General features: G+C 38.1%; 22 protein-coding genes. 18 read left to right on the top strand and 4 right to left on the bottom strand.

The genetic code is table 11. The features are described from left to right. Positions 1–64: 64 nt before the first annotated feature. A complete protein-coding gene (locus tag B7E05_RS19430; protein WP_080875756.1) occupies positions 65–1,312 on the bottom strand; it encodes a YeeE/YedE family protein in 1,248 nt (415 codons plus the stop codon). 288 nt (positions 1,313–1,600) lie between these two features. Between B7E05_RS19430 and B7E05_RS19425 the strand changes: the two genes are divergently transcribed. From B7E05_RS19425 to B7E05_RS19365, 15 genes are all read left to right on the top strand, one after another. Further along, on the top strand, positions 1,601–3,694 hold the full coding sequence (locus B7E05_RS19425; RefSeq protein WP_080875755.1) for a BglG family transcription antiterminator: 2,094 nt from the start codon (positions 1,601–1,603) through the stop codon (positions 3,692–3,694). Next, positions 3,691–3,987, top strand: a complete 297-nt coding sequence (locus B7E05_RS19420; RefSeq protein ID WP_080875754.1) for a PTS sugar transporter subunit IIB — start codon at positions 3,691–3,693, stop codon at positions 3,985–3,987. The genes B7E05_RS19425 and B7E05_RS19420 overlap by 4 nt, the downstream gene beginning before the upstream one ends. Beyond that, positions 3,984–5,243, top strand: a complete 1,260-nt coding sequence (locus B7E05_RS19415; protein ID WP_080875753.1) for a PTS ascorbate transporter subunit IIC — start codon at positions 3,984–3,986, stop codon at positions 5,241–5,243. The genes B7E05_RS19420 and B7E05_RS19415 overlap by 4 nt, the downstream gene beginning before the upstream one ends. A 409-nt stretch (positions 5,244–5,652) precedes the next feature. Then, complete coding sequence (locus tag B7E05_RS19410; RefSeq protein WP_080875752.1) at positions 5,653–6,696, top strand: ABC transporter substrate-binding protein; 1,044 nt, start codon at positions 5,653–5,655, stop codon at positions 6,694–6,696. 215 nt (positions 6,697–6,911) lie between these two features. Continuing rightward, a complete protein-coding gene (locus tag B7E05_RS19405) occupies positions 6,912–7,694 on the top strand; it encodes an HAD family hydrolase (protein ID WP_179134591.1) in 783 nt (260 codons plus the stop codon). 162 nt (positions 7,695–7,856) lie between these two features. Next, entirely contained in the window at positions 7,857–7,985 is a 129-nt protein-coding gene (locus tag B7E05_RS22575; RefSeq protein WP_281252488.1) for a hypothetical protein, read from the top strand. Between the two features lie 24 nt (positions 7,986–8,009). Continuing rightward, a complete protein-coding gene (locus B7E05_RS22255; protein WP_179134590.1) occupies positions 8,010–8,162 on the top strand; it encodes a hypothetical protein in 153 nt (50 codons plus the stop codon). Between the two features lie 366 nt (positions 8,163–8,528). Further along, entirely contained in the window at positions 8,529–9,557 is a 1,029-nt protein-coding gene (locus B7E05_RS19400; RefSeq protein WP_080875750.1) for an ABC transporter substrate-binding protein, read from the top strand. 217 nt (positions 9,558–9,774) lie between these two features. Beyond that, positions 9,775–10,818, top strand: coding sequence for an ABC transporter substrate-binding protein (locus B7E05_RS19395; protein WP_080875749.1), 1,044 nt, complete (start codon positions 9,775–9,777; stop codon positions 10,816–10,818). A 68-nt stretch (positions 10,819–10,886) separates the two neighbouring features. Next, the gene (locus B7E05_RS19390) at positions 10,887–12,590 is read left to right on the top strand and encodes an ABC transporter permease (protein WP_080875748.1); all 1,704 of its coding nucleotides are present in this window, start codon (positions 10,887–10,889) and stop codon (positions 12,588–12,590) included. A gap of 19 nt (positions 12,591–12,609) precedes the next feature. Further along, positions 12,610–13,689 (top strand): ABC transporter ATP-binding protein, encoded by a 1,080-nt coding sequence (locus B7E05_RS19385; protein WP_080875747.1) that lies wholly within the window; start codon positions 12,610–12,612, stop codon positions 13,687–13,689. Between the two features lie 28 nt (positions 13,690–13,717). Then, complete coding sequence (locus tag B7E05_RS19380; protein WP_080875746.1) at positions 13,718–14,719, top strand: extracellular solute-binding protein; 1,002 nt, start codon at positions 13,718–13,720, stop codon at positions 14,717–14,719. 24 nt (positions 14,720–14,743) lie between these two features. Then, on the top strand, positions 14,744–15,550 hold the full coding sequence (locus tag B7E05_RS19375) for a histidinol-phosphatase (protein ID WP_080876378.1): 807 nt from the start codon (positions 14,744–14,746) through the stop codon (positions 15,548–15,550). A gap of 181 nt (positions 15,551–15,731) precedes the next feature. Continuing rightward, positions 15,732–16,541 (top strand): Cof-type HAD-IIB family hydrolase, encoded by an 810-nt coding sequence (locus tag B7E05_RS19370; RefSeq protein WP_080875745.1) that lies wholly within the window; start codon positions 15,732–15,734, stop codon positions 16,539–16,541. A gap of 51 nt (positions 16,542–16,592) precedes the next feature. Then, positions 16,593–17,363: an inositol monophosphatase family protein gene (locus B7E05_RS19365; RefSeq protein WP_080875744.1), complete on the top strand. Its 771-nt coding sequence runs from the start codon at positions 16,593–16,595 to the stop codon at positions 17,361–17,363. A gap of 296 nt (positions 17,364–17,659) precedes the next feature. Here the strand turns inward: B7E05_RS19365 and B7E05_RS19360 are convergent, their stop codons facing one another. Further along, positions 17,660–19,270 carry an IS1182 family transposase gene (locus tag B7E05_RS19360; RefSeq protein WP_080875605.1) on the bottom strand — a complete coding sequence of 537 codons (1,611 nt, stop codon included), beginning with the start codon at positions 19,268–19,270 and terminating at the stop codon, positions 17,660–17,662. Positions 19,271–19,923: 653 nt separating this feature from the next. On the opposite strand from B7E05_RS19360, the gene B7E05_RS19355 reads away from it, so the two are divergent. The 3 genes from B7E05_RS19355 to B7E05_RS19345 are packed head-to-tail and all read left to right on the top strand — an operon-like array spanning position 19,924 to position 23,643. Continuing rightward, entirely contained in the window at positions 19,924–20,679 is a 756-nt protein-coding gene (locus tag B7E05_RS19355) for a MurR/RpiR family transcriptional regulator (protein WP_042531364.1), read from the top strand. A 42-nt stretch (positions 20,680–20,721) separates the two neighbouring features. Then, a complete protein-coding gene (locus B7E05_RS19350) occupies positions 20,722–22,287 on the top strand; it encodes an alpha-glucoside-specific PTS transporter subunit IIBC (protein WP_080875743.1) in 1,566 nt (521 codons plus the stop codon). 30 nt (positions 22,288–22,317) lie between these two features. Further along, positions 22,318–23,643, top strand: coding sequence for a family 4 glycosyl hydrolase (locus tag B7E05_RS19345; protein ID WP_080875742.1), 1,326 nt, complete (start codon positions 22,318–22,320; stop codon positions 23,641–23,643). A gap of 367 nt (positions 23,644–24,010) precedes the next feature. Here the strand turns inward: B7E05_RS19345 and B7E05_RS19340 are convergent, their stop codons facing one another. Together B7E05_RS19340 and B7E05_RS19335 are read right to left on the bottom strand one after the other, a co-directional pair. Further along, the gene (locus tag B7E05_RS19340; RefSeq protein ID WP_080875741.1) at positions 24,011–25,363 is read right to left on the bottom strand and encodes a gluconate:H+ symporter; all 1,353 of its coding nucleotides are present in this window, start codon (positions 25,361–25,363) and stop codon (positions 24,011–24,013) included. Between the two features lie 34 nt (positions 25,364–25,397). After that, the gene (locus B7E05_RS19335) at positions 25,398–26,420 is read right to left on the bottom strand and encodes a zinc-binding alcohol dehydrogenase family protein (protein WP_080875740.1); all 1,023 of its coding nucleotides are present in this window, start codon (positions 26,418–26,420) and stop codon (positions 25,398–25,400) included. Positions 26,421–26,468: the final 48 nt, after the last annotated feature.

Below are 26,468 nucleotides of genomic sequence, written 5' to 3'. Positions count from 1 at the left end.
TTGAAATAACTATAATAATTTGTTTGTAGGGTGGTTATATTTAATATGCTTCTTCCTAAGCTTATCAGCAGAATGAATCCCTTGTTTTTGGTACGGAAAGTCCAAATAATGGACGTAAAAATAAAGCAAGGAAGGTTCCTGCAAGAGCCATCACGCCCCAAATATAACCATGGGCACTAAAGGAAGCAATACCGCTGAAATAAGCGCCAATATTACAGCCAAATGCGAGACGTGATCCGTAACCCATTAAAAGACCGCCGATAATAGAAGCCGTTGTATTTCCTACAGTAATCTTCGTAAATTTAAATAATCCGCCTGCTGCAGAGGCAATGAAAGCTCCTAAGATGACACCGAAGTTAAGAACCGTTGTCGTATCAGCGAAAATAGAAGCATGGAGCGCTTCTGTGTTACCAGCCCAATAACCCCAGCTTTCTACGTTAAAGCCGAGTGCTTCGGCTGCTTTTGATCCCCACAGTGTAAACGCCGCTGTAACGCCCCATGGGCTGTCACGGGTAAGCAGAGTGAGTGCGTTTAAAACAGCCAGTGCTGCAGCTGCTGCGAACAGTGGCCAAGAGCCCCGGAAAATTCGTTTCCATCCTTTTTCAGAAGGAAGTGCTGCCATTTTAGGAGGTTTCCGTTTTTTCTCAATGAAAATTGTTATCCCGGCAATGATAGCAAAAATCAACAGGGAAACAGCCCATGCTCCTCCGTAACCAAGTCCGGTTGAAGTTGCGAGTGAGAAAGGTTCTGCTGCCGGTAAATCATCCATCCAGAATGTGAAATGTGCTGCGCCAATGGTTGAACCAATAATGAAAAATAACAATGTAATAAACATAACGGTTCTGCCGCCGCCAACTGCGTAAAGCGTACCAGAGGCACATCCGCCTCCCAACTGCATGCCAACGCCAAACATAAAGGCCCCGACAATCAGACTAACCCCGATTGGGGAGATATTTCCGGCAGGTGAGCCTCCGAAAAAGGAATATCCTAATGCCAAAATAGGTGCAAATAAGGTACATGCGATTGCCAGCATGAACATATGCGCCCGAAGCGATTGCCCGTTACCTACCGAAGCCAGTCTCCGAAAAGCGGAAGTAAAGCCAAAACGTGCATGAAACAATGTATATCCAAGGAGTAGACCAATCAATAATAACAATGGCTGAACAATATGTTGTGTAGCGGCTAAATAAATTGTCAGAATGAATGTGACAATAAGACCGCCTGCAACCAGTTTTTTCTGTGGCGGGTTTAGTTTAGGTGCTGTTTCGTTTGTTACAGATTGTTCAGAAACGGGTTGAGCCAATGTAGACATGTATAACACCTCTAATTCCTATCAGTTTAGTTTGTTATGATTTTTTAGTGTATGCTTTTTTGGGGGAAATGTCAATAGGCCAATACCAACCACTAAGTTATAATTTATTATTTTAATTTGAACTTTAAGTTTTGGGCCATATAGATTTCCTTGTCGAAAAATGATATACTATCAAAAATAATGATAAGGGTTTCATTTTATTTCCGAGATTATCTCTTTATTTTTTCGGAATTTTAAATCAAATGTACATAGGAGCTGGAATAGTTTCGGTGATGTGGAGGGGATAACATGCTTTCATCCAGACAAAAGAAAATTTTAGAACGGTTAATTGAAGAAGAAGCGTTTGTTTCCTTAGCTGACTTGAATAAAGCCTATCAGCTTTCGCCGCGGACGATTCGGCAGGATTTACTTGAAATCGAGACGTGGCTGATGGACATTGGTGCAGGGTTTAGTCTGGAAAGACATCGCAAGTACGGGGCGCGGCTAATTTTAGGAGAGAAGCAGAAGCAGGTGCTTCAGGAGGCAATGTACAAGCAGAAGGATTATTTAAGTGCAGTACAGCGCCGGCAAGATATGCAAAAGCTTCTATTACTAAATCCATCTATCCATGTGGAAGAATTATGTGATGATTACCAGATTAGTATGAATACGCTCCAGAATGATTATAATCAGTTAAAGACGGAAATGGAAGATTATCATTTAATGCTGTCTAGAGAGAATAAACAAATTTCGCTGGTTGGGGAAGAGAATAATAAACGCATGTTATTTTTAGATTTTTTGAAAGAACAGTGGACAGAGGAAGAGATACTGGAGCTGTATGTAACGAGGAAAATCTCCGCTTCCATGAATGAAACGGATTTAGAAGATATGATCGCAGATGTGGATGTTCATGGGATTGCATCTTGGATTGAGCAGGTGGAGGAGCTAAGCGGGATTGCTTTTATCGATGCGAGTAAATACGAGCTGTTTCTGAATTGTGCTGTTCAATGGAAAAGAATCCAATCGGGGCAATTTATTGCAGATTTTGATAAAGATGATGAATTAAAAATTTTTGAGGATGAAAAGTTTACTGCAGTACGAGAACAGTTTAGGCGATTAATGGGTTTGGAAGATGCGTCTCTTCAGCTCTCCAATGAATTAGCTTACATATCGATGCATCTGTTGGGAGCAAGGCGTTTAAGCGGGGAAGGAGATTATTGGCTGAAGTGCCAGTCCCTGTCGCGAGAGATTGTAGAGACCTTCGAGCAGGCGAACCACTTTCGTTTAAGCAACCGGGAGAATATTATTATTGGCCTGTCGACGCATTTGCAATCAGCGATGTACCGCATGAAGTATCATATTCACATTGATAATCCTTATTTCGATAATCTGGAAAAAGAGTATCGTAAATATATTGAACAAGTAAAAACGTTTATTGAAAAAAATCCGCATTGGGGTTTAACGACACTTCATAGACATGAGATTGGTTTTATTGTAGTTCACTTATGTGCCGGATTGGAGCAGGAACCGTTTCTGCCGAGTAAACGAATTGCGATTGTCTGCAGCTCTGGCCTCGGAACATCAAGACTGCTTGAACGGACAGTAAGAAGACTGTTCCCGCAAGTATTTATAACAGGGCAATTTTCCGTAAAAGAGGCGTATGGGCTGACAGATAAAGATGCTGATTTGATTGTAACAACAGTTCCATTTACCCAGCAGCTGCAAGTGAATCATGTGAAAGTAAATCCGTTATTGTCGATAGCTGATCAGCAAAATCTGGAGCGGATTATTGGAAGAGGAACCTATCAGGCAAATACCGAATTGCCGATTGTTGAGACAGTAATGACCATCTATCAGTCTATTAAAAAGCACACGGTGGTGTTGAATGAGGGAGAATTGTTCAATGATTTATACCGGTATTTCAGCGGGAATCAAGGGGCAATGAGTTCGGAGGTTACTTCATTAACGGCGCCTTCCTGTATCCATTTAAGAGAAAAAGTCTCTGATTGGAGAGAAGCGTTATCTATATTAAATCAATCTTTAGTAAAACAAGATGTCGTGGAGCATACATATGAAACGGAAGTGTCACAAATTATCAATGAACAGGAGCATCATTTTATCGTGGCGCCAGGCGTTGCTTTTCCTCATTTGAGCAGTACAGCGATTAAGAAAACAGGTTTTGCTTTTATGACACTGGAGGAACCGATTTCTTTCGGTGGAACAGAGGAAAAAGTATGGTGGATTATTTTGCTTGCTGCCAAAGATAAAATCCAGCATGTCACTGCAGTGGAGATGATGCTGGAGGTTGTTAATTCGAAGGAGTTATTAGACAAGCTGCGCCATGAAAGAAATATCGATGTGGTATGGAAATGGATGTTGGAGTACGAGGAGGGTAGCAAATGAAAAAAGTGTTAGTTGTTTGTTCAGGCGGTTTAGGGACAAGCCTTGTTTTAAAACTTCAAGTAAAACAGCATTTTCAAGAATGGGAACTAGACGATGTCATTGTGGAACAATCGGATGTAAGTGCTGCTTCCTTCATGAAAGCAGATTTGATTATCGGGGCAAAGCAGGTGGTACAGCATTTGCAGGTAAAGGAAACGGAAATCCTTGGACTTTCCTTTATTGCAGATCGAGCTTTAGTAAAAGAAAGCTTGGAAAGTGCGGATACGGTGAAGCGGTGGCGTGAACGTGTATGAATATCTTTGAAAGTTTTACAAGGGGGTTTATCGGGGAGCCTGCGATTTTATTAGGAGCGATAACATGTATTGGGTTATTACTTGCCAGAGCAGGTTTTTTTCGGGTTCTCAGCGGAACCGTGAAAGTCATGGTAGGGGTGACATTGTTACAGATAGGAGCATCTGCTGCCAATGTGTCCCTTTCCAATTTAGCAGTGATGATTCAAGACAGCTTTAATATGATCGGCATGATTCCGCATAATGAAGCAATAACGGCATTAGTACAGATTAATTACGGAAGAGAAATCGCAATAACCATCTCGATTGGAATGGTCGGGCATTTATTAATAGCACGCTTTACAAGATTGAAGTATGTCTTCTTGTCAGGACACCAGGTCCTTTTTATGTCCGCGGTGATTGTTGCTGTTTTGCATGCTTCGCAATATGGCTGGTGGTTGTATATTTTCGGCGGATTTGTGTTAGCGCTGATGATGTCCTGCATGCCTGCGCTTGTTCAGCCGTTTGTCAAACGTGTGACAGGGGATGACTCGATTGCGATTGGACATTTTAATAGTGTTGGCTACTTTATGACAGGTATGTTAAGCACCAGCCTATTTAAAAGAAAAGAAGAAAAAGCAGATTTTCCGAAATTCATCCGAAAACTGGAGCCATTTATGTATGATCATGTGCTGATCATTAGTATATTTTCATTTCTGCTCTTTTTTATTGCGGCTATTTTTGCGCAAAGAGATGCGATTCAATACTTGTTTAATGATCAAAATTTTATCATTTTTGTAATTGTGCAATCTTTGTGGTTTACAGCTGGAATGTACTGTATTCTGACTGGTGTAAGGATGATGATTGCGGAAATTCTGCCGGCATTTGAAGGAGTCTCAAGCAGATGGATTAAAGGCTCCGTTCCAGCGTTAGATGCGCCGGTATTATTTAATTACGCTCCATTAGCTGCAATGGTTGGATTTATCCTCAGCTTTTTGGGCGGACTTGGCATGATGTTTGGCATGGCCGCAATACAGTATACGATTATTATTCCAGGCGTTATCCCGCATTTCTTCTCCGGAGGTGCTGCAGGGGTGATTGCTTATAAGTTACGGGGAATCAAGGCGCTGGTTTGTATGAGTATCGTGCATGGGATGGTTGTTACTGTTTTGCCGATTCCATTGTTAAGTTATTTGCGGGATTTAGGCTATACGCGGACGACGTTTGGAGATACGGATTTGCAGTTGATTGGGATTTTGATTGGGTGGCTGGTGCAGTAATGACTGAATTTGATATATCCTCTTTATTTAAGCAGGAAAAAATGTTGGAAATTTCTAACCTGCATAATAAAAGAGGATTTTTAATTTTGTACAGCTTAAGGGATTTGTTTTAAATTACATGGTTTATAGCAAATATTCAATACCAATTCACTGCCATTTCAAAAGGAAATAAATTACTATTGATAGTGTAGGCGCATACATATAAAGTTATATACATCACTTAAGAAAGTAATGAAAATTAGGAGGATTAATTTAGTCGCTAGAGCGGGCACATTATTGGAAATAAATGTATTAGGCGGCTGAAACTTTGTTTTTTAGTATACTCCAAACCTTCTAATAGAACTACTATTTTAAGTAAAGAATACATACTAAAAACAATATTTATAGAATGTTTAGGGGAGTAAACATAATGAGAAAAAGTGCTTGGAGATTAATATTTATACTATTAATTATAAGTATACTAGCCGCTTGTGGAAGTGAAGATTCTAGTGATAATGATAATCCAGATGATAAGTTAGAAGGTAAAATAACGGTTTATGCTGGTTCGGATGAAGAGCGTGCTATCGAAACAATGAACCTTTTTACAGAAGAAACAGGAATTGAAGTTGATATGGTTCGGTTATCCGCTGGAGAGATTCTATCAAGAGTTCGTGCGGAAAGTACGAACACGCAGGCAGATGTCTGGTTTGGCGGACCGGCAGAAACATTTGAAGTAGCTAAAGAAGAGGAATTGCTTGAACCATATGTATCTCCTACTGCGGAATATATCTCTGATGAATACAAGGATGATAAAGGATATTGGACAGGAATGTTAGTTAATCCTTTAGGTTTTGTAGTTAATCAAAAATTTTTAGATGACAATGGACTAGAAGCACCAACAACTTGGGAAGATTTACTTGATTCAGCGTATGAAGGTGAAATCGTTATGCCTCATCCAGCTTCATCCGGTACGGCCTATACAGTACTTTATAATATATTGCAGTACTTTGATAATGAAGAAGAGGCTTATGATTATTTGGAAGCATTGGATGGACAAGTACAACAATATACAACTAGCGGGGTTGCTCCGGCGAGAATGGTGGGAATGGAAGAAGCGGGAGCAGGAATCTTATTCTACTATAATTCTGTTAAAAGTATGGAAGAAGGATTCGATAACTTAGAACCTACTGTTGTTGATGGAGCAGGATATGAATTATTCGCAGTAGCTAAAATTGCAGATGCTCCTAACCCTGAATTAGCTGAGGTATTTATTGACTGGGTATTAGGACCGGCAGGGCAAGAGGCAGCACAAGATTTTGGAAACTATAATAATGTAACCCATCCAGAAGCTGCGGATGCGGAACAAGCTATTGACCTTTCAGATTATCATTTAATAGATTTTGATTTAAGTGATGCCGCAGAATCGCGTGATGATATTATTCAAAAATGGGAGAATGAAATTTATGATCAATAACTGTATGAGAAAAGTGTGAAGAATAAACATTTTCAAGGATAGCGATTAGATGATGATATTAAGGAACAAAGCCTAAGTTCATACCATTATAAACGGAAATAAATTGGTATGGAGAATTTGATGAAACGATTATAGTCTTAAGGTATAGAAATAATTTGAAACGAGAATAAGAATTCATCTGTATTTTTAGAGGCATGGACTACAAGGAGGAAAAAATGAGCTATCGTGCAATTTTTTTAGATATTGATGGAACGATTATAAAACCAGACCACACTTATGATGCTTCAACCAAGGAAGCGATTCGACAGGCAAAAGCAGCAGGTATAGAAGTATTTCTATGTACTGGCAGACCTTTAATGGATATTGTTAATTTGACAAATGACTTTGGAATCACCTCATCGATTACTTATAATGGTTCCTATGCGATGCATCAGAATGAAACGATTTTTAAAGCTGCGATGCGTAAAGAGGATGTCGAGAAAATGATTTATATCTCCAGTCAAGGAGAAAGTGAGTTGGTACTTTATACTACAGAAAATAATTATTTTACTTCTTTAGAGGATGCACACGTTATTTATTTTAGTAAAGTTTCTCAAATGAAGGAATTTGAACTGTTTACAGAAAATATTTCTGATCAAATCGTAGCTGCGACTGCAATCAATGTGTTTGACAGCAAAGAAGATTTTAGTCTAATAGAAGGCTATCAACTGTCAAAAGTTAATATCAAACATTCTACAGAGTCCTATGATCTTATTCGTACTTCCGTAAATAAAGGAGAAGCAGTTAAAAAAATGATAGAGCATTTGAATCTATCACCTTCTGAAGTGATTGCTTTTGGTGATGGAATGAATGATAAGGAAATGCTGCAATTTGCTGGAGCAGGCGTGGCAATGGGAAATGCGGACTCGATGCTTGTTCCATATGCAGATTTTCAAACAACAACCGTTGAGGAGAATGGTATTTTTAACGGGTTGAAGCGGCTTGGTATTGTAAATTAAAATAAGTAAGATTTGCGTCGGTACAAAAAACTCATCAAACTAGGAAAAAAGTGATTTCATCTTATGAAAAAATTTAATGAAGATGCCGCTATTTTTATTTCAAGGATTGGTTATTGCTGCATGCGGTTCTGAAGATACAGAAGAAATTGGCAAATATTTGGTATGGCGGTCCAGCAGTATACAACGAGCGGTTCTGCTCCAGGGAGAATGATAGGTATGAAGGAGGTTAACGGAGCCGGGATTATGAACGGTACTCCAAATGAAGAATTAGCACAAGAATTTATTGATTAGGCTGTAAGTACAAATGCATAGGAAGTGAGTGAGGAAGCAAACGAGTTTAATAATTTAACATATCCAGATGCAGTAGAGTCGGAGGAAGCAGCTGATTTAGAAGAGATTGAATTAATTGAGGCGAGAGAACGCCGTCAAGAAATTCAAAATCATTGGGAAGATGAAGTTAATAATTAAAAAATCATAGTTTTATATGAGAAAAGTCGAATGGTTCAACATTCTTATTTTAGAATTTGGATTTATTCGGCTTTTTTGTTGATATTATTGAATGTTTATAATCAAAATTCCAAAATACATAATATCTTTTGATAGAGAAAAAGAAATATATACTCGTCTGTTCATCTAGTTATTTTCCGGTATAATAATTCAACAATTATGAAAAATCAGACTACAAAACTATGTTTTATGTCTCTGTACATTTTGATAATCTATTTCATATTACAGTGTAAGAACTTATTAAAAAAAGAAAGAAGCTAAGAAATATTGATTTTTTGGGAGCGCATTCAATTATGTTTTGAAAAATAACTGAAGGAGTGAATCATATTGAAAAAGTCTATACCTGTCTTAGTGTTATTATTAGTTATTTTATTACTTGTTGCATGTGGATCGAATGATTCGGAGGGAGCGAATGGAGAAGATGGAACATTAACCGTTTATGTGGCTTTCCCGGAAGAAAAAGCTATTGCTGCTATTAATCAATTTGAAGAAGAAACAGGAATTAATGTAGATATGGTTCGGATGTCATCAGGGGAAGTTTTAGCAAAGGTACGAGCGGAAAGCAATAACCCACAAGCAGATATTTGGTATGGAGGTCCTGCAGACACATTTGAAGCTGCTAAAACAGAAAACTTATTACACGCATATGAATCTCCAGAAGCAGAAGATATTCCAGAAGAATATAAAGATGCAGATGGTTATTGGACAGGGATATTTGTAGGTGCAGTTGGTTTTGCAACAAATCAAGAATTTTTAGATGAAAATGGATTGGAAGCACCAACTAATTGGGAAGATCTATTAAATCCTGTTTACAAGGATGAGCTTGTTATGGCACACCCAGGTTCATCTGGTGCTGCTTATGTAGCATTATACTCTATCCTTCTTGCGAAAGACGGGGATGAAGAGGGATTTGACTATTTAAATACACTTCATGAACAGATGCAGCAATATACAACAAGTGGAGCAGCACCAGGAAGAATGGTAGGTTTGAATGAAGCAGGGGCCGCCATTATGATGGGACACGATATTGCTAAACATCAAGCAGAAGGGTTTGACGATATTGTTTTAACCTTCCCAGAAGAAGGGTCTGGGTTTGCGGTTGATGCAGTAGGAATGATTGAAGGAGCACCCAATGAAGAACTTGCTAAAGAATTTATTGATTGGTCAGTAGGTGTAAGCGGACAAGAAGTCGGGGAGTCAGTTGAAGACTTTCAAAGTGTTACACACCCTGATGCGACAGCGCCTGAGGGTGCCCCTGATTCAGATGATATTAATTTAATAGACATGGATCCTAAAGAAGCAGGAGAGCGTCGTGAAGAAATTATAGATCGTTGGGATAATGAAGTGAATAACTAAATAAAAGAGAGTGACGATATCCATTTGGCTATAGTCACTCTCTTTTACATATGTACAGGGAAAACTTCAAAGATATTTTCTTGTTATCGACTCATTCAATATTCTAATATGATCTTCATTCCACCATACCAATTCTATACCGTTTCAAAAGGAATTCATTTGGTGTTGAATATGGAAGCGCATACAAATAAACTTAAAATATAAGAAAAAGGGGGTAATGACATTGAAGAAATCTATAAAATTATTATTTATATTACTAGTTGTTTTTCTGCTTGCTGCATGCGGAACCAATGATTCAGATGGAGCTGAGGATGGAGATAATCCAAGTGGTACGTTAACCGTTTATGTTGCATTTCAAGAAGACCATGCGATTGCCGCAATTGACAAGTTCCAACAGGATACAGGAATTGATGTCGATATGGTTCGTATGTCAGCTGGAGAAATTTTAGCAAAGGTTCGTGCGGAAAAAGATAATCCCCAGGCAGATATTTGGTATGGAGGTCCTGCAGACACATTTGAAGCTGCTAAAACAGAAGATTTGTTACATGCGTATGACTCACCTGCAGCAGCAGATATCCCAGAGGAGTATAGAGATCCGGATAATTTTTGGACAGGGATTTATGTAGGAGCGATCGGTTTCGCTACTAATCAGAATTTCTTGGATGATAATGGTTTAGAAGCTCCAACAAGCTGGGATGACTTACTAGATCCTGAATACAAAAACCAGATTGTTATGGCACATCCAAGTTCATCAGGTACAGCTTATACAGCACTATACTCTATTCTTCGTGCAAAAGGCGGAGATGAAGAGGGGTTTGAGTATCTGGAGGAGCTTCACCCACAAGTGCAGCAGTATACGACCAGCGGTTCGGCGCCAGGAAGAATGGTTGGTATGAATGAAGTTGGAGCAGGAATTTTATTTGCACATGATATTGTTAAATATCAAGAAGAAGGATTTGACGATATTGTTCTTTCCTTCCCAGATGATGGTACCGGATTTGAAATTGGAGGAGTTGGCATTATTGAAGGTGCTCCCAATGAAGAATTGGCGCAAGAATTTGTTGATTGGGCTGCAGGACCAGAAGCGCAAGAAATTGGGCAAGAATCATCTAATTTCCAAAGCCTTACACATCCAGATGCGGTTCCACCTGAAGGAGCTCCTGATTTAGATGAGATTAATTTAATAGATTCAGACCCGAAAGAGGCTGGAGAACGCCGTCAAGAAATTCTTGACCGCTGGGATAATGAAGTAAATAACTAGAGACAGAAAACGTTGAGAATGGGGGATGTAGGCTCCCATTCTCAACATAAAAGGAGTGAGAGCTTTTTATGAAGGAGAGTATACGCAGATTAGTCAAACAACCAATGTTATTATTACTTGTTGTGTTGGTTATGTTGACGCTCATTGTTTTTATTGTTTATCCACTTTTCCAAATCTTATTATCCAGTTTTATATCAAATGGTGAAATAGATTGGCAAGGGTATAAAAGAGTATTTGCTGGTGGGCAGTTAACCAGTGCTTTAACGAATTCATTAATTTTAGCAGTCATTGTTTCTATTTTATCAACAGCTATTGCTTATTTCTTTGCCTATACATTAGCTTATATTAAGGTTCCATTTAAAAAATTGTTTAATGGAATCGCAATTTTACCGGTTATTTCTCCTCCGTTTGTTATTGCTTTATCAGCAATACTGCTTTTTGGAAGAGGAGGATTTATTTCCGAAACATTGCTGGGGATAGAAGGAGCAAATATTTATGGATTACATGGTTTGATTCTTGTTCAAACACTAACTTATTTTCCGGTAGCCTTCTTAGTTCTGGCAGGGTTATTACAATCCATTAGTCCTTCTCTCGAGGAAGCAAGTGATAATCTTGGTTCAACAAAATGGCAGACATTTAAAAAAGTAACTTTGCCATTGTCTGTTCCAGGGGTTGGGAATGCCTTTTTACTTGTATTTATTCAGTCCATGGCTGATTTCGGGAACCCAATGACCATCGGTGGAGATTATAACACGGTGGCAAGAGAGATTTATATGCAGGCAGTTGGAAGCTATAACATGCAGGCTGGAGCTGCTCTTGCGATGGTTTTACTTACTGCAACGGTTATTTTATATGTACTTCAGAATTTTTGGATTGGGAAGAAGAATTATGTCACTGTTACAGGTAAGCCAACTGGAGTTCGCAAAATGATTTCTAAGGGCATTTTTCGTCGGGTGATGATTACTATTTGTTTTGCTTTATCAGGAACTGTAATCTTATTTTATATTTTAGTTCCAATTGGGTCATTTATTCAATTATGGGGTGTAAATTACAGCTTTACATTAGATCATTATAATTATGTATTTTCTATTGGTAAAAAAGCGGTGACAGACACTTTACGATTATCCATTATTGCGACGCCAATTGGAGGATTATTCGCAATGATTCTTGCTTTCTTAATTGTTCGTAAAAGATTTGCTGGGAAAAAATTAATGGAAGGAATTAGTATGCTTTCTATGGCTATTCCAGGGACTGTAATTGGTATCTCTTATATCTTAGCGTTTAATCAAGCGCCGCTTGCAATTACAGGGACAGCACTGATTATTATAGCTGCATTCATTGTTCGGGCGATGCCGGTAGGAATACGATCTGGAATAACCTCTCTACAGCAGATTGACCCTTCGATTGAAGAAGCAGCAACTAACTTAGGCGCGAACGGTTCCAAGACATTCTTTTCAATCGTGCTACCTTTGATTAGACCAGCATTTTTCAGTTCAATCGTATACACTTTCGTAAAAAGTATGACAGCGATGAGTGCAGTAATCTTTCTGGTTTCGGCAAAATATAACTTAATCACTTCTTCTATCTTAGCACAAGTAGAGTCAGGAAGAATCGGTGTAGCGAGTGCGTATTGTACATTGCTAATCATCTTAATGATTGTTGCGATGTTAATTTTAAACGGGTTAACTTCTTTATTCACAGGTAAATGGAAATTAGGGAAAGAAAAACAAACAGGTACAGAAATTGCTTCAAAAGATAATGTAATGGCTTAATAACTTGGAGGGAAAATACATGTCAGCAAAATCCGTAAAGCTAGAGAAAGTTACGAAACAATTTACTGATGGTGAAGGAAAGACAATGACGGCAGTGAGCGATGTCAGTTTGCAAATTGAGAAAGGGGAATTTGCCACACTATTAGGGCCTTCCGGTTGTGGAAAGACAACTACTCTGCGTATGGTTGCAGGCTTCGAAGAATTATCGAATGGAGCCATTATGTTTGGAGAGGATAATGTTCAAAACGTTCCCGCAAATAAAAGAGACTGTACGATGGTGTTCCAATCTTATGCATTGTTTCCACATATGTCAGTATACGATAACATTTGCTATGGATTAAGATTGAAAAAATTAAGTAAAAGTGAAATTGAAAAGCGTGTTACGCCAGTAATGGATATTATGAACTTACATGTTAATAAAAACAGAATGCCAAACCAATTGTCTGGAGGTCAGCAGCAGCGTGTTGCACTTGCCCGCGCATTAGTAATGGAACCTGGAGTATTACTTTTTGATGAGCCGTTATCCAATTTAGATGCGAAACTCCGAATAACGATGCGTGATGAAATTCGCCGTATTCAGAAGGAACTTGGCATTACTGCAATTTATGTAACACACGATCAAAGTGAAGCAATGAGCTTGAGTGATCGTATTGTTGTTATGAATGAAGGGCGTATTGAACAAGTTGGACCGCCAATGGAAATTTATCAAAAGCCAAAAACAAAATTTGTTTCAGACTTTATTGGAACGGCAAATTTCTTAGAAGGGGTTGTCGATAAGAAAGAATCGGATCGTCTTTTTGTAAAAACGAAACAAACAACCATAAAAGTTTTACAGCAGAATGCAGATACATTTCATGAAGGGCAATCAGTTTCCGTTGTTGTTCGACCAGAAGCAATCAATCTTGGTAAAGAAGGGACAGAGCCAGCGCAAGTTCTAAAAAGCGTATTTATGGGACAAATGCAAGAATATGAATTGGATTTTAATGGTATCCAATTGTATGCGGTTGTTGCAGACCCGGGCGGGAAAGAAGTTTATTATGACGGCGATAGTGTGAATCTGACATTTTCACAACGTTCGTTGCATGTTGTACCAGCATAAGGTTAAATAGAAGGAGAGGAGAGATGCTATGCGAAAAATAACAATTCTATTGTTCGTAGTCCTTCTCCTTCTTTGTGGTTGTAGTAGAGCTAGTCAAAAAGAGGTATTACAGGTATATACGGGAATGGATACAGCTTATATGATCCAAATTGCAGAGCAGTTTGAACGAGATACGGGTATTCATATTTCTTTTCAAAGAAAAAGTAATCTGGAAATTCTTCAATCATTGGAGAATGAAGAAGAGGAATTTGATATTTGGTATGGTGGATCGTCTTTTTTAATGGAAGATGCGAAACAGCAAGGACTCTTAGAACCATATATTTCGAAATATAGAGAAGAAATCGACAATATATATAAGGATGAAGAAGGATACTGGACTGGGATTAGCGTAGGGGTCTTGGCTATTGTGACCAATCGTCAATGGCATGTGGAACAAGGAGTCAGTAATCCGCAAAGGTGGAGTGATCTGCAGAGGGTAGAGTATAAAAACTGGCTGACACTGCCGAACCCAGAATCAACAGAAGCAGGGTACCTTATGATTGCTCTCTTTGATGAATTATATGGAGATTTGCGAACAAAGAGTGTGCTGCAAAATATTAATCAGAATGTAACCGATTATACTTTGGCAGAAGATTCAACCGGAAGATTTATTGGTTATAAAGAAAGTGCTGCAACGATTATGTTTGCACACGATGCCATGCGCCTGAAGAATGAAGGATTTAATGAGTTGAATATTATTTATCCGACAGAGCCGACAACGTATGAAGTTGAAGCAATCGCAATGACGGCAAATGCTCAAAACGAAGAAGCTGCACAGGAGTTTATCGATTGGTCATTAACAAAGGAAGCGCAAGAAATAGGACAAAGAATAGGAAATTATCATACGCTGACCAATGTGAATGCAGTAAATCCGCCACAGTCCGTACCGTTGGATGAATTATTGATTATGCCTGTCGACGAAAAAAAAGCAGTAGAGAACCGGTATGATTTGATCTCTGATTTTAAAGAAGTTATCAAATATAGAGAATGAAGGGGAAGATGCATTGTGACAAATATTATTTTCGATTTACATACGCATCATGATCGATGCGGGCATGCAGAAGGGAAAATAGAGGATTACATTCAAGCGGCAATAGATCGCGGTTTGCATTATATTGGGATTTCAGACCACTCTCCTTACTTTTATTCGGAGAAAGATCAGTTGTATCCGGGAATCGCGATGGCGAAGAGTGAGCTGGATGAATATGTGAATGAAGTGTTGACACTAAAAGAAAAATATAATAATAAAATTCACGTGTTGCTTGGGATGGAGAGCGATTATTTTCCTAAATATGCAGATATGTACAGGAATATTTATCAAAAATACCCATTTGATTATATCATTGGTTCTGTCCATCATGTTCACGATAAAAGTATTTTTCTAAAAGGAAGATGGGACCAGCTATCAGACAAAGAGCGTCGGGAAGAAAAAGTATCCTACTATCATTTGATTCAACAATCTGCTAGAAGTGGTATGTTTCAAGTCTTGGGACATATTGATGCGATGAAAGGGTATTTATTAGATTTTCACGATGTCCAAACTCCAGTAATAGAAGAAACATTAAAAGTAATTGCGAATGAAGGTGTTGCTATTGAAGTGAATACATCTGGTAAAAATAAAGATTGCGGCGGATGGTATCCTTCCTATGAAATATTAGAAAGAGCATGCTATTACGGTGTGGATATATCTTTTGGCTCAGATTCCCATATACCTTCTAGGATAGGGGATGATTACTTGGAAGTACAGAAGACGTTAAAACAGATTGGTTTTAAAGAAATGGTATATTTTGTAGATAAGAAAAGATGTACTGTGCCACTTTAATGTATGGAGTTTAAGGGGGGAAACCTGCATTCGCTCCTCTTTTAGCGAATGCAGGTTTTTCTAATTTTTCTATCTTGATAACAGGTATTTCATATAACTAGACTAACAGAAAAGCTAAGAATTGATTCATTTGTTATTAGCCCAAGGTTTTACAAAGTAGATTTACGGAGGGAGCAATGAGATGAAAAAGCATCTATTAATCTCTGATTTAGATGGAACATTACTTGATGGAAAGCAGAATATAAGCATGGAGAATAAAACGTCTATTCAACAATTTATAAAGGACGGCGGTTTATTTACGATTGCGACAGGACGTGTGGAAGATTCTGTCGGTCCTTATGTGCAAGAATTAGGGATTACACTACCGGTCATTCTGTATAATGGGGCTGTTATTTACGATTATCAGAATCAAAAGCGTATATATGAGCAAATGATTACCAACTTCACACCTCTATTTAAGCAATTACAAGCATTCAGCGAAAGTGAATCGATTGGTATTAATTACTACCAAAATAAAAAAGCCTATATTTCAGATTACAATGAACTGATTAAAGAACATGAGAAAAAAGATAAAGTTAAGGTTTGGGAAATAGATGCTATATTCGATACAAGCTACGTAACAAAAGTGTTGCTCATCTCAGACCCTATTGTTTTAAAAAAGTGTGAAAAGTTGGTGCTAAGTAGTGGGGTTTCATGTGACATGATTTATTCAGAAAAAAACTATTTAGAGATCCTGCCGAAGAATGTTTCGAAAGGAAATGCGGTTAAACATCTGCTTCAATATATAAAACGAACAGACTTGCACACTACCTGTGTTGGAGATCATGAAAATGATTTGACTATGTTACAAACAGCCGATACAGCTTATGTGGTTGAAAATGCTATTGACTTATTAAAACTGCAAAACTTTCGGAGAACTGTTCATCACGAGCATCACGCTATTCAAAGTATTATTGAAGATATAAGCTGTTCTATTACTTTAAAGCGATAAAGTAGAAGTAGATTATTTATATAACTCAAATTCTAAAGAAAAGGTGATGTAATGTTTGAAGAAGTATGTGAACTTGTGATAGTAGCAGGGAGAAATCTGATAGAAAATATGAATTCAAGACTCACTGTTGAAACAAAAGGCAGCGATACGGATTTAGTTACGGAAATGGATAAGAAAACAGAAAAATATATTACAGAGGAAATAAAGAGAAATTTTCCAGAGCATGCTGTTTTTGGAGAAGAAACGGTAGAAGAGATAGGTTATGATAGAATGCTTGAAATGTTAGAAACGTATCCCAATCTATGGATAATCGATCCAATTGATGGAACGACGAATTATGTGCACGGGTTGCCGGGATATACGATTTCGGTAGCCTTATATTGTGAAGGGATAGCAGCTTATGGCATTATTTATGACCCTGTTGCAAAAGAATTATTTATTGCTGAAAGGGGAAAAGGTGCGACATTAAATGGAGAAGCAATCCATGTAAGCAAACAAAGTTCTTTGGCGGAGAGTCTCGTTTCAACAGGAGTTCCAGCTAAGTATGAAAGTGACCGTAATCATGTCTTAGAGGGATATGTGAAAATTGCATTGTTGGCTCGGAATATTCGTACTTTTGGTTCAGCAGCCTTACACTGTGCTTATGTTGCTTCTGGACGATTGGATGCATTCTGGGAGTGGGGAGTAAATATTTGGGATGTTGCTGCAGGCAAATTGATTGTTGAGGAAGCAGGGGGCAGTGTTTATCAATTGGATGGTAACGAAGTTCAATTTGAATTTCCTCATTTCACCTGCACGAATGGAAAAATTGATAAGGAGTGAAAGGAAACCTTTGCTTCTATACATGGCTTGTAAACAGCATTAGCTTTAACTAATGTAAGTAATTTATTTCTATCAGATATAAAATGATGCTACATTGATAGGGGAATTTCTGACAAATTAAAAGATTATATAATTAAAAAGGAGCTGTCGCAAAATGCATATTATGCATTTGCTGACAGCTCTTTTTTCTATATGAGATTGCTCTTTTTAAGATTCATTATTTTATTTATGGTGATAAAGGGAAAATCAATCGTTTTTTGACGCAGTTAAATAAGCTTCACCTTTTTTAAAATTTTTTAAGCGGTCTTTAATGGATGATAATAAAGATTCAGGCGATCAGCTTGGATTTTTGTATGTATTTTATTAAGATTATAACCAAATGCCAGAATCAATAGCTCGTTTCGTACATTCCCTGTTCCTCGCGTACGAAACTTTTTCAGTTGATAATCTTCCTTCAACACGCCGAATGTTCCTTCCACTTGAATGGAACGATTCATACGGTACAGTGTGCCTGTTTCTGTTAGAATATTTTCTTGCGCGGTTTCCCGGTAAGCCAGAAATTCCTTGGCTACATGCAGTTGGCGATTCCCTTTGGCTTTCGTACATTTTTCTTTGAACGGGCACCCTGTACAGTCTTCACTTTCGTACACCGTTACTTGAGATTGGTAGCCTGTCTGCGAGGTTCGCGTGTAGTTTCGAATGGCATGTAATTGCTGGTCATTGGCGCAGGTATAGGTATCTGTGCCTTTGTCATAAGTCATGTTTTCCCGATATTTGATATCCTTTTTGAAAGAAGCTTTTTTCTTGCGCTCATGATTTTGCGGCTTGATATAGGCCATCTGTTCTTGCTTCTTTAAATACACATAATTTTCTTCGCTTTCATATCCAGAATCTGCGACGATATGGCGATACGTAAAAGGAAGGTGCTCCTTTAAATATTGAAGCATCGGAATCAATGTTGTCGTGTCGTTTCGATCGGAAAACGCATTGATCCCAACGATAAATTCCGCATCCACGGCAGCCTGGACATTGTAAGCTGGCTTGAGTTGGCCATTCCGCATATGATCGTCTTTCATCCGCATAAACGTGGCATCATGGTCTGTTTTGGAATAGCTGTTTCGTTTCTCTCCCATAATTTCGTTGGAAGCATCATATTGTTCTTTGCGCTGAAGCATTTCCTTTACTTGTTCATGGTAACGTTGAAGGACGTTTTTTCTTTTCCCTTTGCCATATACAAACGTGATGTTCTCTTCTTCCTGTATTTTCTCCAGGAAAACAAGCACTTTTTTCAAATCTTCTAAAAACGTCTCATAGGGGCTTGTGAAGAGCTGACAGTACGTCGTATTGATCTGTTCCAGAAGGGCTTGCCATTTGGCGTACATCTTCGCTTCATGTTTGGTGATTGCCTTTTTCCATACGAAAGAATACCGATTGGCATATGCTTCGATTTTTGTGCCATCGATATAGAGTGTTTCTCCGGTAATGGCTTTTTGTTCGTAGAGCCATACGACTTGTTGAAAGAAGAGCTGTTCCATCACGGTATCGGTCAGATATTTTTGCTTGAATCGACTGATGGTCGCATGGTCAGGAGCTGCATACCCCTGAAGAAGCCAGCGAAAATTGATATCCCGGCGGCAAGCTTTTTCTATCCCTCGGGAAGAATAGATTTTTTGGGAAGCTGCGTAGGTAATGACTTTAAATAGAATGACTGGATCGACTGCCGGTTTTCTCCCTTTTGGAGAGTATGCCTGTAATAGTTCTCTATAATCCATCCTTTCACATAAGAGGCAGTGGAGCCGGACCGAATCATCTAAAGGAATCATTTCTTCCACGTCCATCGGTAAATATAATTGATAGTTAGCGGAAGTTTGCGTATAATTGAATTGTATTATTTGTTTATTAGTCATAAGTTAATAATACACGAGAGCAGACCCTTTGTGGTCTGCTTTTTTGTGTATACAAAAAAAACTGTTGCACGCTCAGTTTCCTGATTGTGCAACAGCCCCTTTTTGCTTCTTGATTTTTACTTCACTATATAGAACCATAAGTAAAGTTGTAAATTTACTACTTTGATTAGAATTGTTATTCAATAATAAAAAATTATGTTGTTTTATTATTGAATTGGCTATAGTTAAGAAGATAGTTATTATTTAATAACATTCATTTCTATTCAAAAGGTACTGTCAATAAGTTAGTTTCTCTTCAAGATTCTATTACCCATCCGCCCCAAAAGCAGAGCACTCTGTTTTGCCCTATATATTAGAAGAGTAAAATTACTTCAATATATATTATAAATCGAATTACCTGTGATTAAGTTTTGATAAAAGCCGATTTTTTCTTGGGACATGTCCCGGAAAATGAACGCATGTGTCAGTATCAGTAAAAGCATCCATAATCGCTTCCATCTATTGTTGTTCTTGAAAACAGCATTTAAAATTAAAATCAGTTGAAACCCCTTCCATCGCCGGCAGGAAAAAATTTATGGATAGTGAGGTGATTGCTTTTATACAGATTTTTAAATTATACTCCTTGTAAAGGAAGACTTACAGGAGTGATAAAAATGGATTTAATAGAAGAAGCAGTTAACCAATATTATGAAACATTTAATGCCACAGATAAGTCGATAGCCTCCTATATTCTGAAACATCGTGAAGCTGTAGAGAAGATGACCATCAGGGAACTGGCTGATGCATGTCATTCATCAAAATCAACGATATCCAGATTTATTAAGAAGATTGGATTCGCGGGTTTTAGTGAAATGAAATATGCAATAAAATGGCAGGAACAAAAGGAGACTTCAGAAAAGTCTTATAAAAAAAGTCTCATTACTGATATACAAATGAATATTGAGCAGCTGCAGCATTGGGACTTTGAAGAAATATGCGAAGCCATTGAATCATCCGAGCGTTTATTTGTATACGGAACAGGAACAGAACAAAAATTGTGTGCAAATGAACTGAAAAGATATTTTTGGGTACTCAATAAATATGTCCATGTGATTGATGACGAAATGGATTTTCATGTATTAATGGACGATTTAACTGAAAACGATTTAATTATTATTATTTCACTTTCAGGCAATACGCCTTCCATGCTTCCTTTTGCACAGCGGATTGCTGCTAAAAAGATTCCATTGATGTCAATTACAGATTTAAAGAATAACAAGCTTGCTCAATTAACTGATTTAAGAATGTATGCGTTTGCTCATCCGCAAAAAAGCCATCTCGCTTTAGAGATTACAACATTTTCTACCTTTTTCGTTATGGTTGAGGCGCTTTTCCGGTCGTATTTAGATTATTTGGAGCAGAAAAAGTAACAACTTTTATCTATTACTATTTTAAGTTAGGGGGAAATACAGATGATGCAGAAATTCCAACGGTTTGGAAGCGCTATGTTTGTTCCCGTTTTATTTTTCGCATTTTCAGGGATTGTCATAGGCTTTTCCACACTTTTTAATGACCCTCTTATTATGGGCAGTCTGGCAGAAGAAGGCACTGCATGGTCTAAGATTTGGTTCATCATTGAAGAAGGTGCCTGGACAGTGTTTAATCAAATGCCCCTCATTTTTGCAATGGGCATTCCCGTAGCACTGGCTGCTAAAGCAAACGGCAGAGCGTTGATGGAAACAATTATCATTTTCCTTACCTTTAATTATTTTATCAACGCCATGTTAACAAGCTTTCCCGGCTTTTTCAATGTTGATATCAGCCAAGAGGCCGGCGGTGTCAGCGGATTAGCCGAGATTGCAGGGATTAAAACATTGGATACCAGTATTCTTGGAGCAATTATTATATCTGCTATTGCAGTATATTTACACAATAAATACTATGATACGAAACTTCCAGACTATCTTGGTATTTTTCAAGGATCAGCATTTGTAGTGATTATCGGTTTCTTTGCCATGCTGCCTGTTGCTTTCTTAACTGCTTGGCTATGGCCTTATATCCAAATGGGGATTGCATCCCTACAAGGATTTCTGGCTAACGCGGGCAACTTCGGTGTATGGCTCTATATCTTTTTAGAAAAGATTTTACTACCGACAGGGTTACACCATTTTATTTACGGACCATTTCAGTTTGGCCCAGCCATTATTGATGGCGGAACCTACGCCAACTGGGCAGCGAATATGGGGGATTTTGCTCGTTCTACTGCTTCCTTGAAAGAATTATTCCCGGAAGGCGGATTCGCGATGCAGGGCAACTCCAATATATTCGGTCTGCCAGCTGCTGCTTTAGCTATCTACGTAACAGCACAGAAAGGAAAAAGAAAAGTGGTCGCCGGGTTATTAATACCTGCAACGATAACCGCTGTTTTGGCAGGAATTACCGAGCCGCTTGAGTTCACGTATATTTTTGTTGCACCATTGCTATTTGCTGTAAAAGCTGTTCTGGATGCTTTTCTGGCTACAACGATGTATATATTTGGCGTTACCGGAAATTTCGGCGGCGGATTGCTGGAATTCATGTCCATGAACTGGATACCTTTATTTAACAATCACTGGATGACCTATTTAATCCAAATCATCATTGGTATCGTCTTTTTCTTTATCTACTTCTTTGTATTCCGTTTTATGATTTTAAAGCTTAATATTAAAACGCCAGGACGTACAGACGAAGAAGTAAAACTTTATGGAAAAGAAGACTATAAAGAGAAGAAAACAACAGGATCCACAGAAAAGAATCTGGCTGGTGAATATGTAGACTTTCTCGGCGGGCAAGAAAATATTGAGCATGTTACAAATTGTGCTACCCGGTTAAGAGTGAAGGTCACTGATCCTGAGAAAATAGCTTCTGATGAACATTTTAGAAGCCTCGGCGCATCAGGTGTCGTTAAAAATGGAAATGCCATTCAAGTAATCATCGGATTATCTGTGCAGAATCTCAAAGAGGATGTAGATAATTATCTCGGAAAAGAAACGGAATAAAAAGTTTAGTCATGTACTGGAGGAATAAAAATGAGGGATAAATTAATCATAACCATTGCCGGTGGCGGGAGTACCTACACACCAGGTATCGTCTCTGCGCTATTAAGTAATAGCAGTAAATTTCCTATTACAGAAATGCGGTTATATGATATCAATCCAAAAAGAAATGAAGATATGAAGTTAATTATCAATCAGTTATTGATTGATAAGGACAGACAAGATATGAAGCTGGTTGTAACAGAAAATACAGAAGAAGCATTCACAAATGTGGACTTTGTTTTCTCACAAATCCGTGTTGGCGGTCTTGCTATGCGGGAGCAAGACGAGAAAATTCCGTTAAAATACGACCTGGTAGGCCAGGAAACATGCGGACTGGGCGGTTTTGCATACGGGTTACGCTCGATTGGCGGAATATTGGAGATCGTAGGCTATGTACAGCAACATGCTCCAGACGCCTGGATCCTTAACTACACCAACCCGGAATCTATCATTTCCGAAGCAATACGGAGAAAATATCCTGATGCCAATATGATAAATGTGTGTGATATGACCATATCTCTGGAAGAGACCATTGCATCTAACTTTGGGTACGACAGAAAAAACTGGATTCCAACTTACTATGGTCTAAATCATTACGGCTGGTATAGCAAAATTTATGATACCTCAATAAAACGGGATGTTATGCCTGAAATTATTGACAAGCTGCGTCAAGTCAATATGGACGTTGCCGAATTTAACGAAGGCGATCAATATTGGGTAAAGACATATCAACTGATGTCTGCCATGGTGAACTATTTCCCTGAGGCACTGCCTAATAATTATTTAGAGTATTACTGGTTCCCTGATCTTATGGTTGAAAATGAAGATAAAAACTTCACTAGAGCCAATATGGTGATGGAGGGTCGTGAAGCAAATACGCGTAGAATGGCAGAACAAATCAGAAATGGAGAAACAGAAGATATTCTGCATTTCAACTTTGGTGAACATGGTAACTATATTGTAGATATAGCTGTGGCCATTTTAAATGATGAACCAAAACGTTTTATGGTTATTACGCCTAATAAGGGATCGATTCCGAATTTAAGAGACGATGCGGTTGTAGAAGTCCCTGCATACATCGGTGCAACCGGGGTAGAACAGCTTGCTTTACATCCTATCAATGATTTTCATAAAGGAATGATGGAAGCACAGGTTGCAGCAGAAAAACTGCTTGTAGATGCATTTTTTGAGAATTCCTATGACAAAGCCTTACAAGCATTTACCTTAAATCAAACTGTACCGTCTGCGCGGGCAGCTAAACAAGTCCTTGATGATATGTTGATTGCGAATAAAGATTATTGGCCGGAACTTCAATAAATTGACTTATCAAAAATAATAGTTTAGAAATATATTTAAAGTAAACTAGAAGCTCTCGATAAATGTTCTTTCACCGAGAGCTTCTGATTCTCCTTTAAGAATACGAAGTATTTCCCAATCTATTGATTACCTGTTTTCTAAAATAGAGAGAGCTATCCAACAAGATAAATACAACGTGTCAGCTCTCTATTGTATTTCTCACTATATTTATGGTACATAAAATAGTTCGCAACTTTTCTTTGATAAACTGGTATTAATAAAATATTCAAAAGGAAAAATTGATTAAATTTACTGACAATACAAATAAGTCTCTTATGCAACCTATTCTATTTCCTCTCTTTAATAACGCTTACAAAATACGGATCATTTAAACAATCATATTAAGAATAAGAACAAACACTAATCCGGAAACAGATATAATCGTCTCTAATATGGTCCAAGTAGCAAAAGTTTCTTTCATAGTAAGCCCAAATGATTCTTTAACAATCCAGAATCCTGTATCATTCACATGGGAAGCAATAATACTTCCAGCTCCAGTAGCCAGGACTAATAGCGGTAAATTAACATCTACATTTTGTATCAAAGGAAGCACTAGTCCAGCAGTGGTTAAAGCTGCAACTGTTGCAGAACCTTGCGCAAGTCGTATCAAAGCTGCGATGAGCCACGCAAGCAAGATTGGAGAAATCGTACTACCTTCAAAAATCTCTGCTACATAGTCACCAACTCCTCCATCTATTAGAACCTCTTTCAAGGAACCGCTAACACCTAAAATAAAAACAAGCATACCAATAGATTTAACTGATGTTTCAGCAGATTCCATCAACTTGGAAATAGGAATTTTTCTTCCGATACCCATAGTATAAATAGCAAGTAAAACCGATAATGTCATAACAGTTGTTGGTGAGCCAATAAGATCAATAAATTCAAAAAAAACATTTGATGTTACTCCTGAAGATTGTTGAATTAATGTAACAATGGTAGAAGCGCCCATCAAAATAACAGGAAATAAAGCAGTAAAAGCACTGATGCCAAATCCAGGTGTATCTTCTAATTTATACTGCTTTACGTCTGCAAGCGAAGTAATTGTTCCTCCTTTTTTATTCTCAAAAGCAGTAGGAGCAATACGACGCGCTAAAACGGTGTAGAGTGGTCCAGCAATAATAATTGTTGGAATTGCAATAATAAAACCATATATAAGGACTAACCCTATATTTGCTCCATATTGCTCAGAAATTACAGTTGGCCCTGGATGGGGCGGAAGAAAAGCATGTGTAACCGACAACGCAGTGGCCATTGGAAGTCCCAAATATAAAAAAGGTATATTCACTTGTTTAGACATTTGATAAACAATAGGAATCAAGAGAACAAGCCCTACTTCAAAAAATAACGCGATTCCTAAAATAAATGCCGTTAAGACAACAGCCCATTGTACACGCCGTTCTCCAAATTTAGAAATCAATGTCATCGCAATACGTTGAGCCCCGCCGGCATCAGCAATAAGCTTTCCAAGAATAGCACCAAAGCCAAAAATTAATCCTGTACTTCCTAATGTACTTCCAAATCCTTCTTCAATGGAAGCGACAATATCAGAAAGCGGCATCCCCAATGCTAGGGCTAACAAGAATGAAACAACAACAAGGGAAAGGACCGTGTGTAGACGAACTTTCATGATTAAAAATAAAAGCAATAAAATTCCAATAGCGGTAATAACTAAAGGCATATGTGTTTCCTCCTATTTTATGAAGATAGTTTTATTATTTAGTGACCTCAATAACAGCTTTGCGAACAGCGCTTGGTGATGATTCTACGAACTGAAATGCTTCAGCTGAATCTTGAAATGAAAAAGTATGAGAAACCAACCCATCGCTACGAAGTTGTCCATTATTAATCATTCGAACCACGTCTCCAAATTGGTGCGTCTGCAGTCGAGATCCTACGATATCTAATTCTTTTCTAGTAATCGGTGCTTGAGGAATAGCTGCTGGTAAACTATCAAAACTGAGTGTTACCACTCTGCCTCCAATAGAAGCTGCTTCAATTCCTAATTCAAATGTTGACTTTAAGCAAACAGAATCAATGACCACATTAGCACCTTCTCCTTCTGTCCAAAAATCAATCTCCTCTAAAGCATTTTGGTTTTTAGCTGAAATAACATGGTCAGCTCCTTGCTGCTTAGCGAATTCTAATCTTTCTGGCAACATATCTGAGATAATCACTTGAGCACCGCGTATTTTAGCCATGCGCATAATACAAAGACCAATCGGCCCTGCTCCTTGTATAAATACACGGTCTCCGGGTTGAACTTTTCCTCTCGAAACAGCTTGAGCCCCTATTGTATATGGTTCAGCAAGAACGATATCTGTCCACGGGATATCTTTATTCATTTTCCATATATTTTTTTCTGGCAATATAAATGATTCTCTTAGACCTCCATCTTCATGGACACCAAAAACCGATAGATGTTCGCAAATGTTGGGTCTTCCTTTTCGACAGGCGTAGCATTTCTCACAATATGAAATAGGGTCGACAACTACATGGTCGCCAACAGCTACTGTACGAACGTTATCGCCTACTTCAGTGACTTCACCACACACCTCATGTCCAATAATTCTGGGAAGGTCAGCTAAACCATTAGAAGCATGATATATATGCATATCAGACCCGCAGATACCGACTAATCTCGTTTGTACTTTTACTTCATTACTTCCCATTAATTCTGGCTGAGGAAGATTTTGAAACTTGACCTTTTGTTTATCTACAATAGATACAGCTTTCATAAAAAAACTCCTTTTCTTATTTTAAAATATAGTAATCGTTTTCAGGAA

It is taken from the genome of Oceanobacillus timonensis, from assembly GCF_900166635.1.
Classification (GTDB): domain Bacteria; phylum Bacillota; class Bacilli; order Bacillales; family Amphibacillaceae; genus Oceanobacillus; species Oceanobacillus timonensis.
This window is presented reverse-complemented; position numbering and strand designations above follow the sequence as displayed.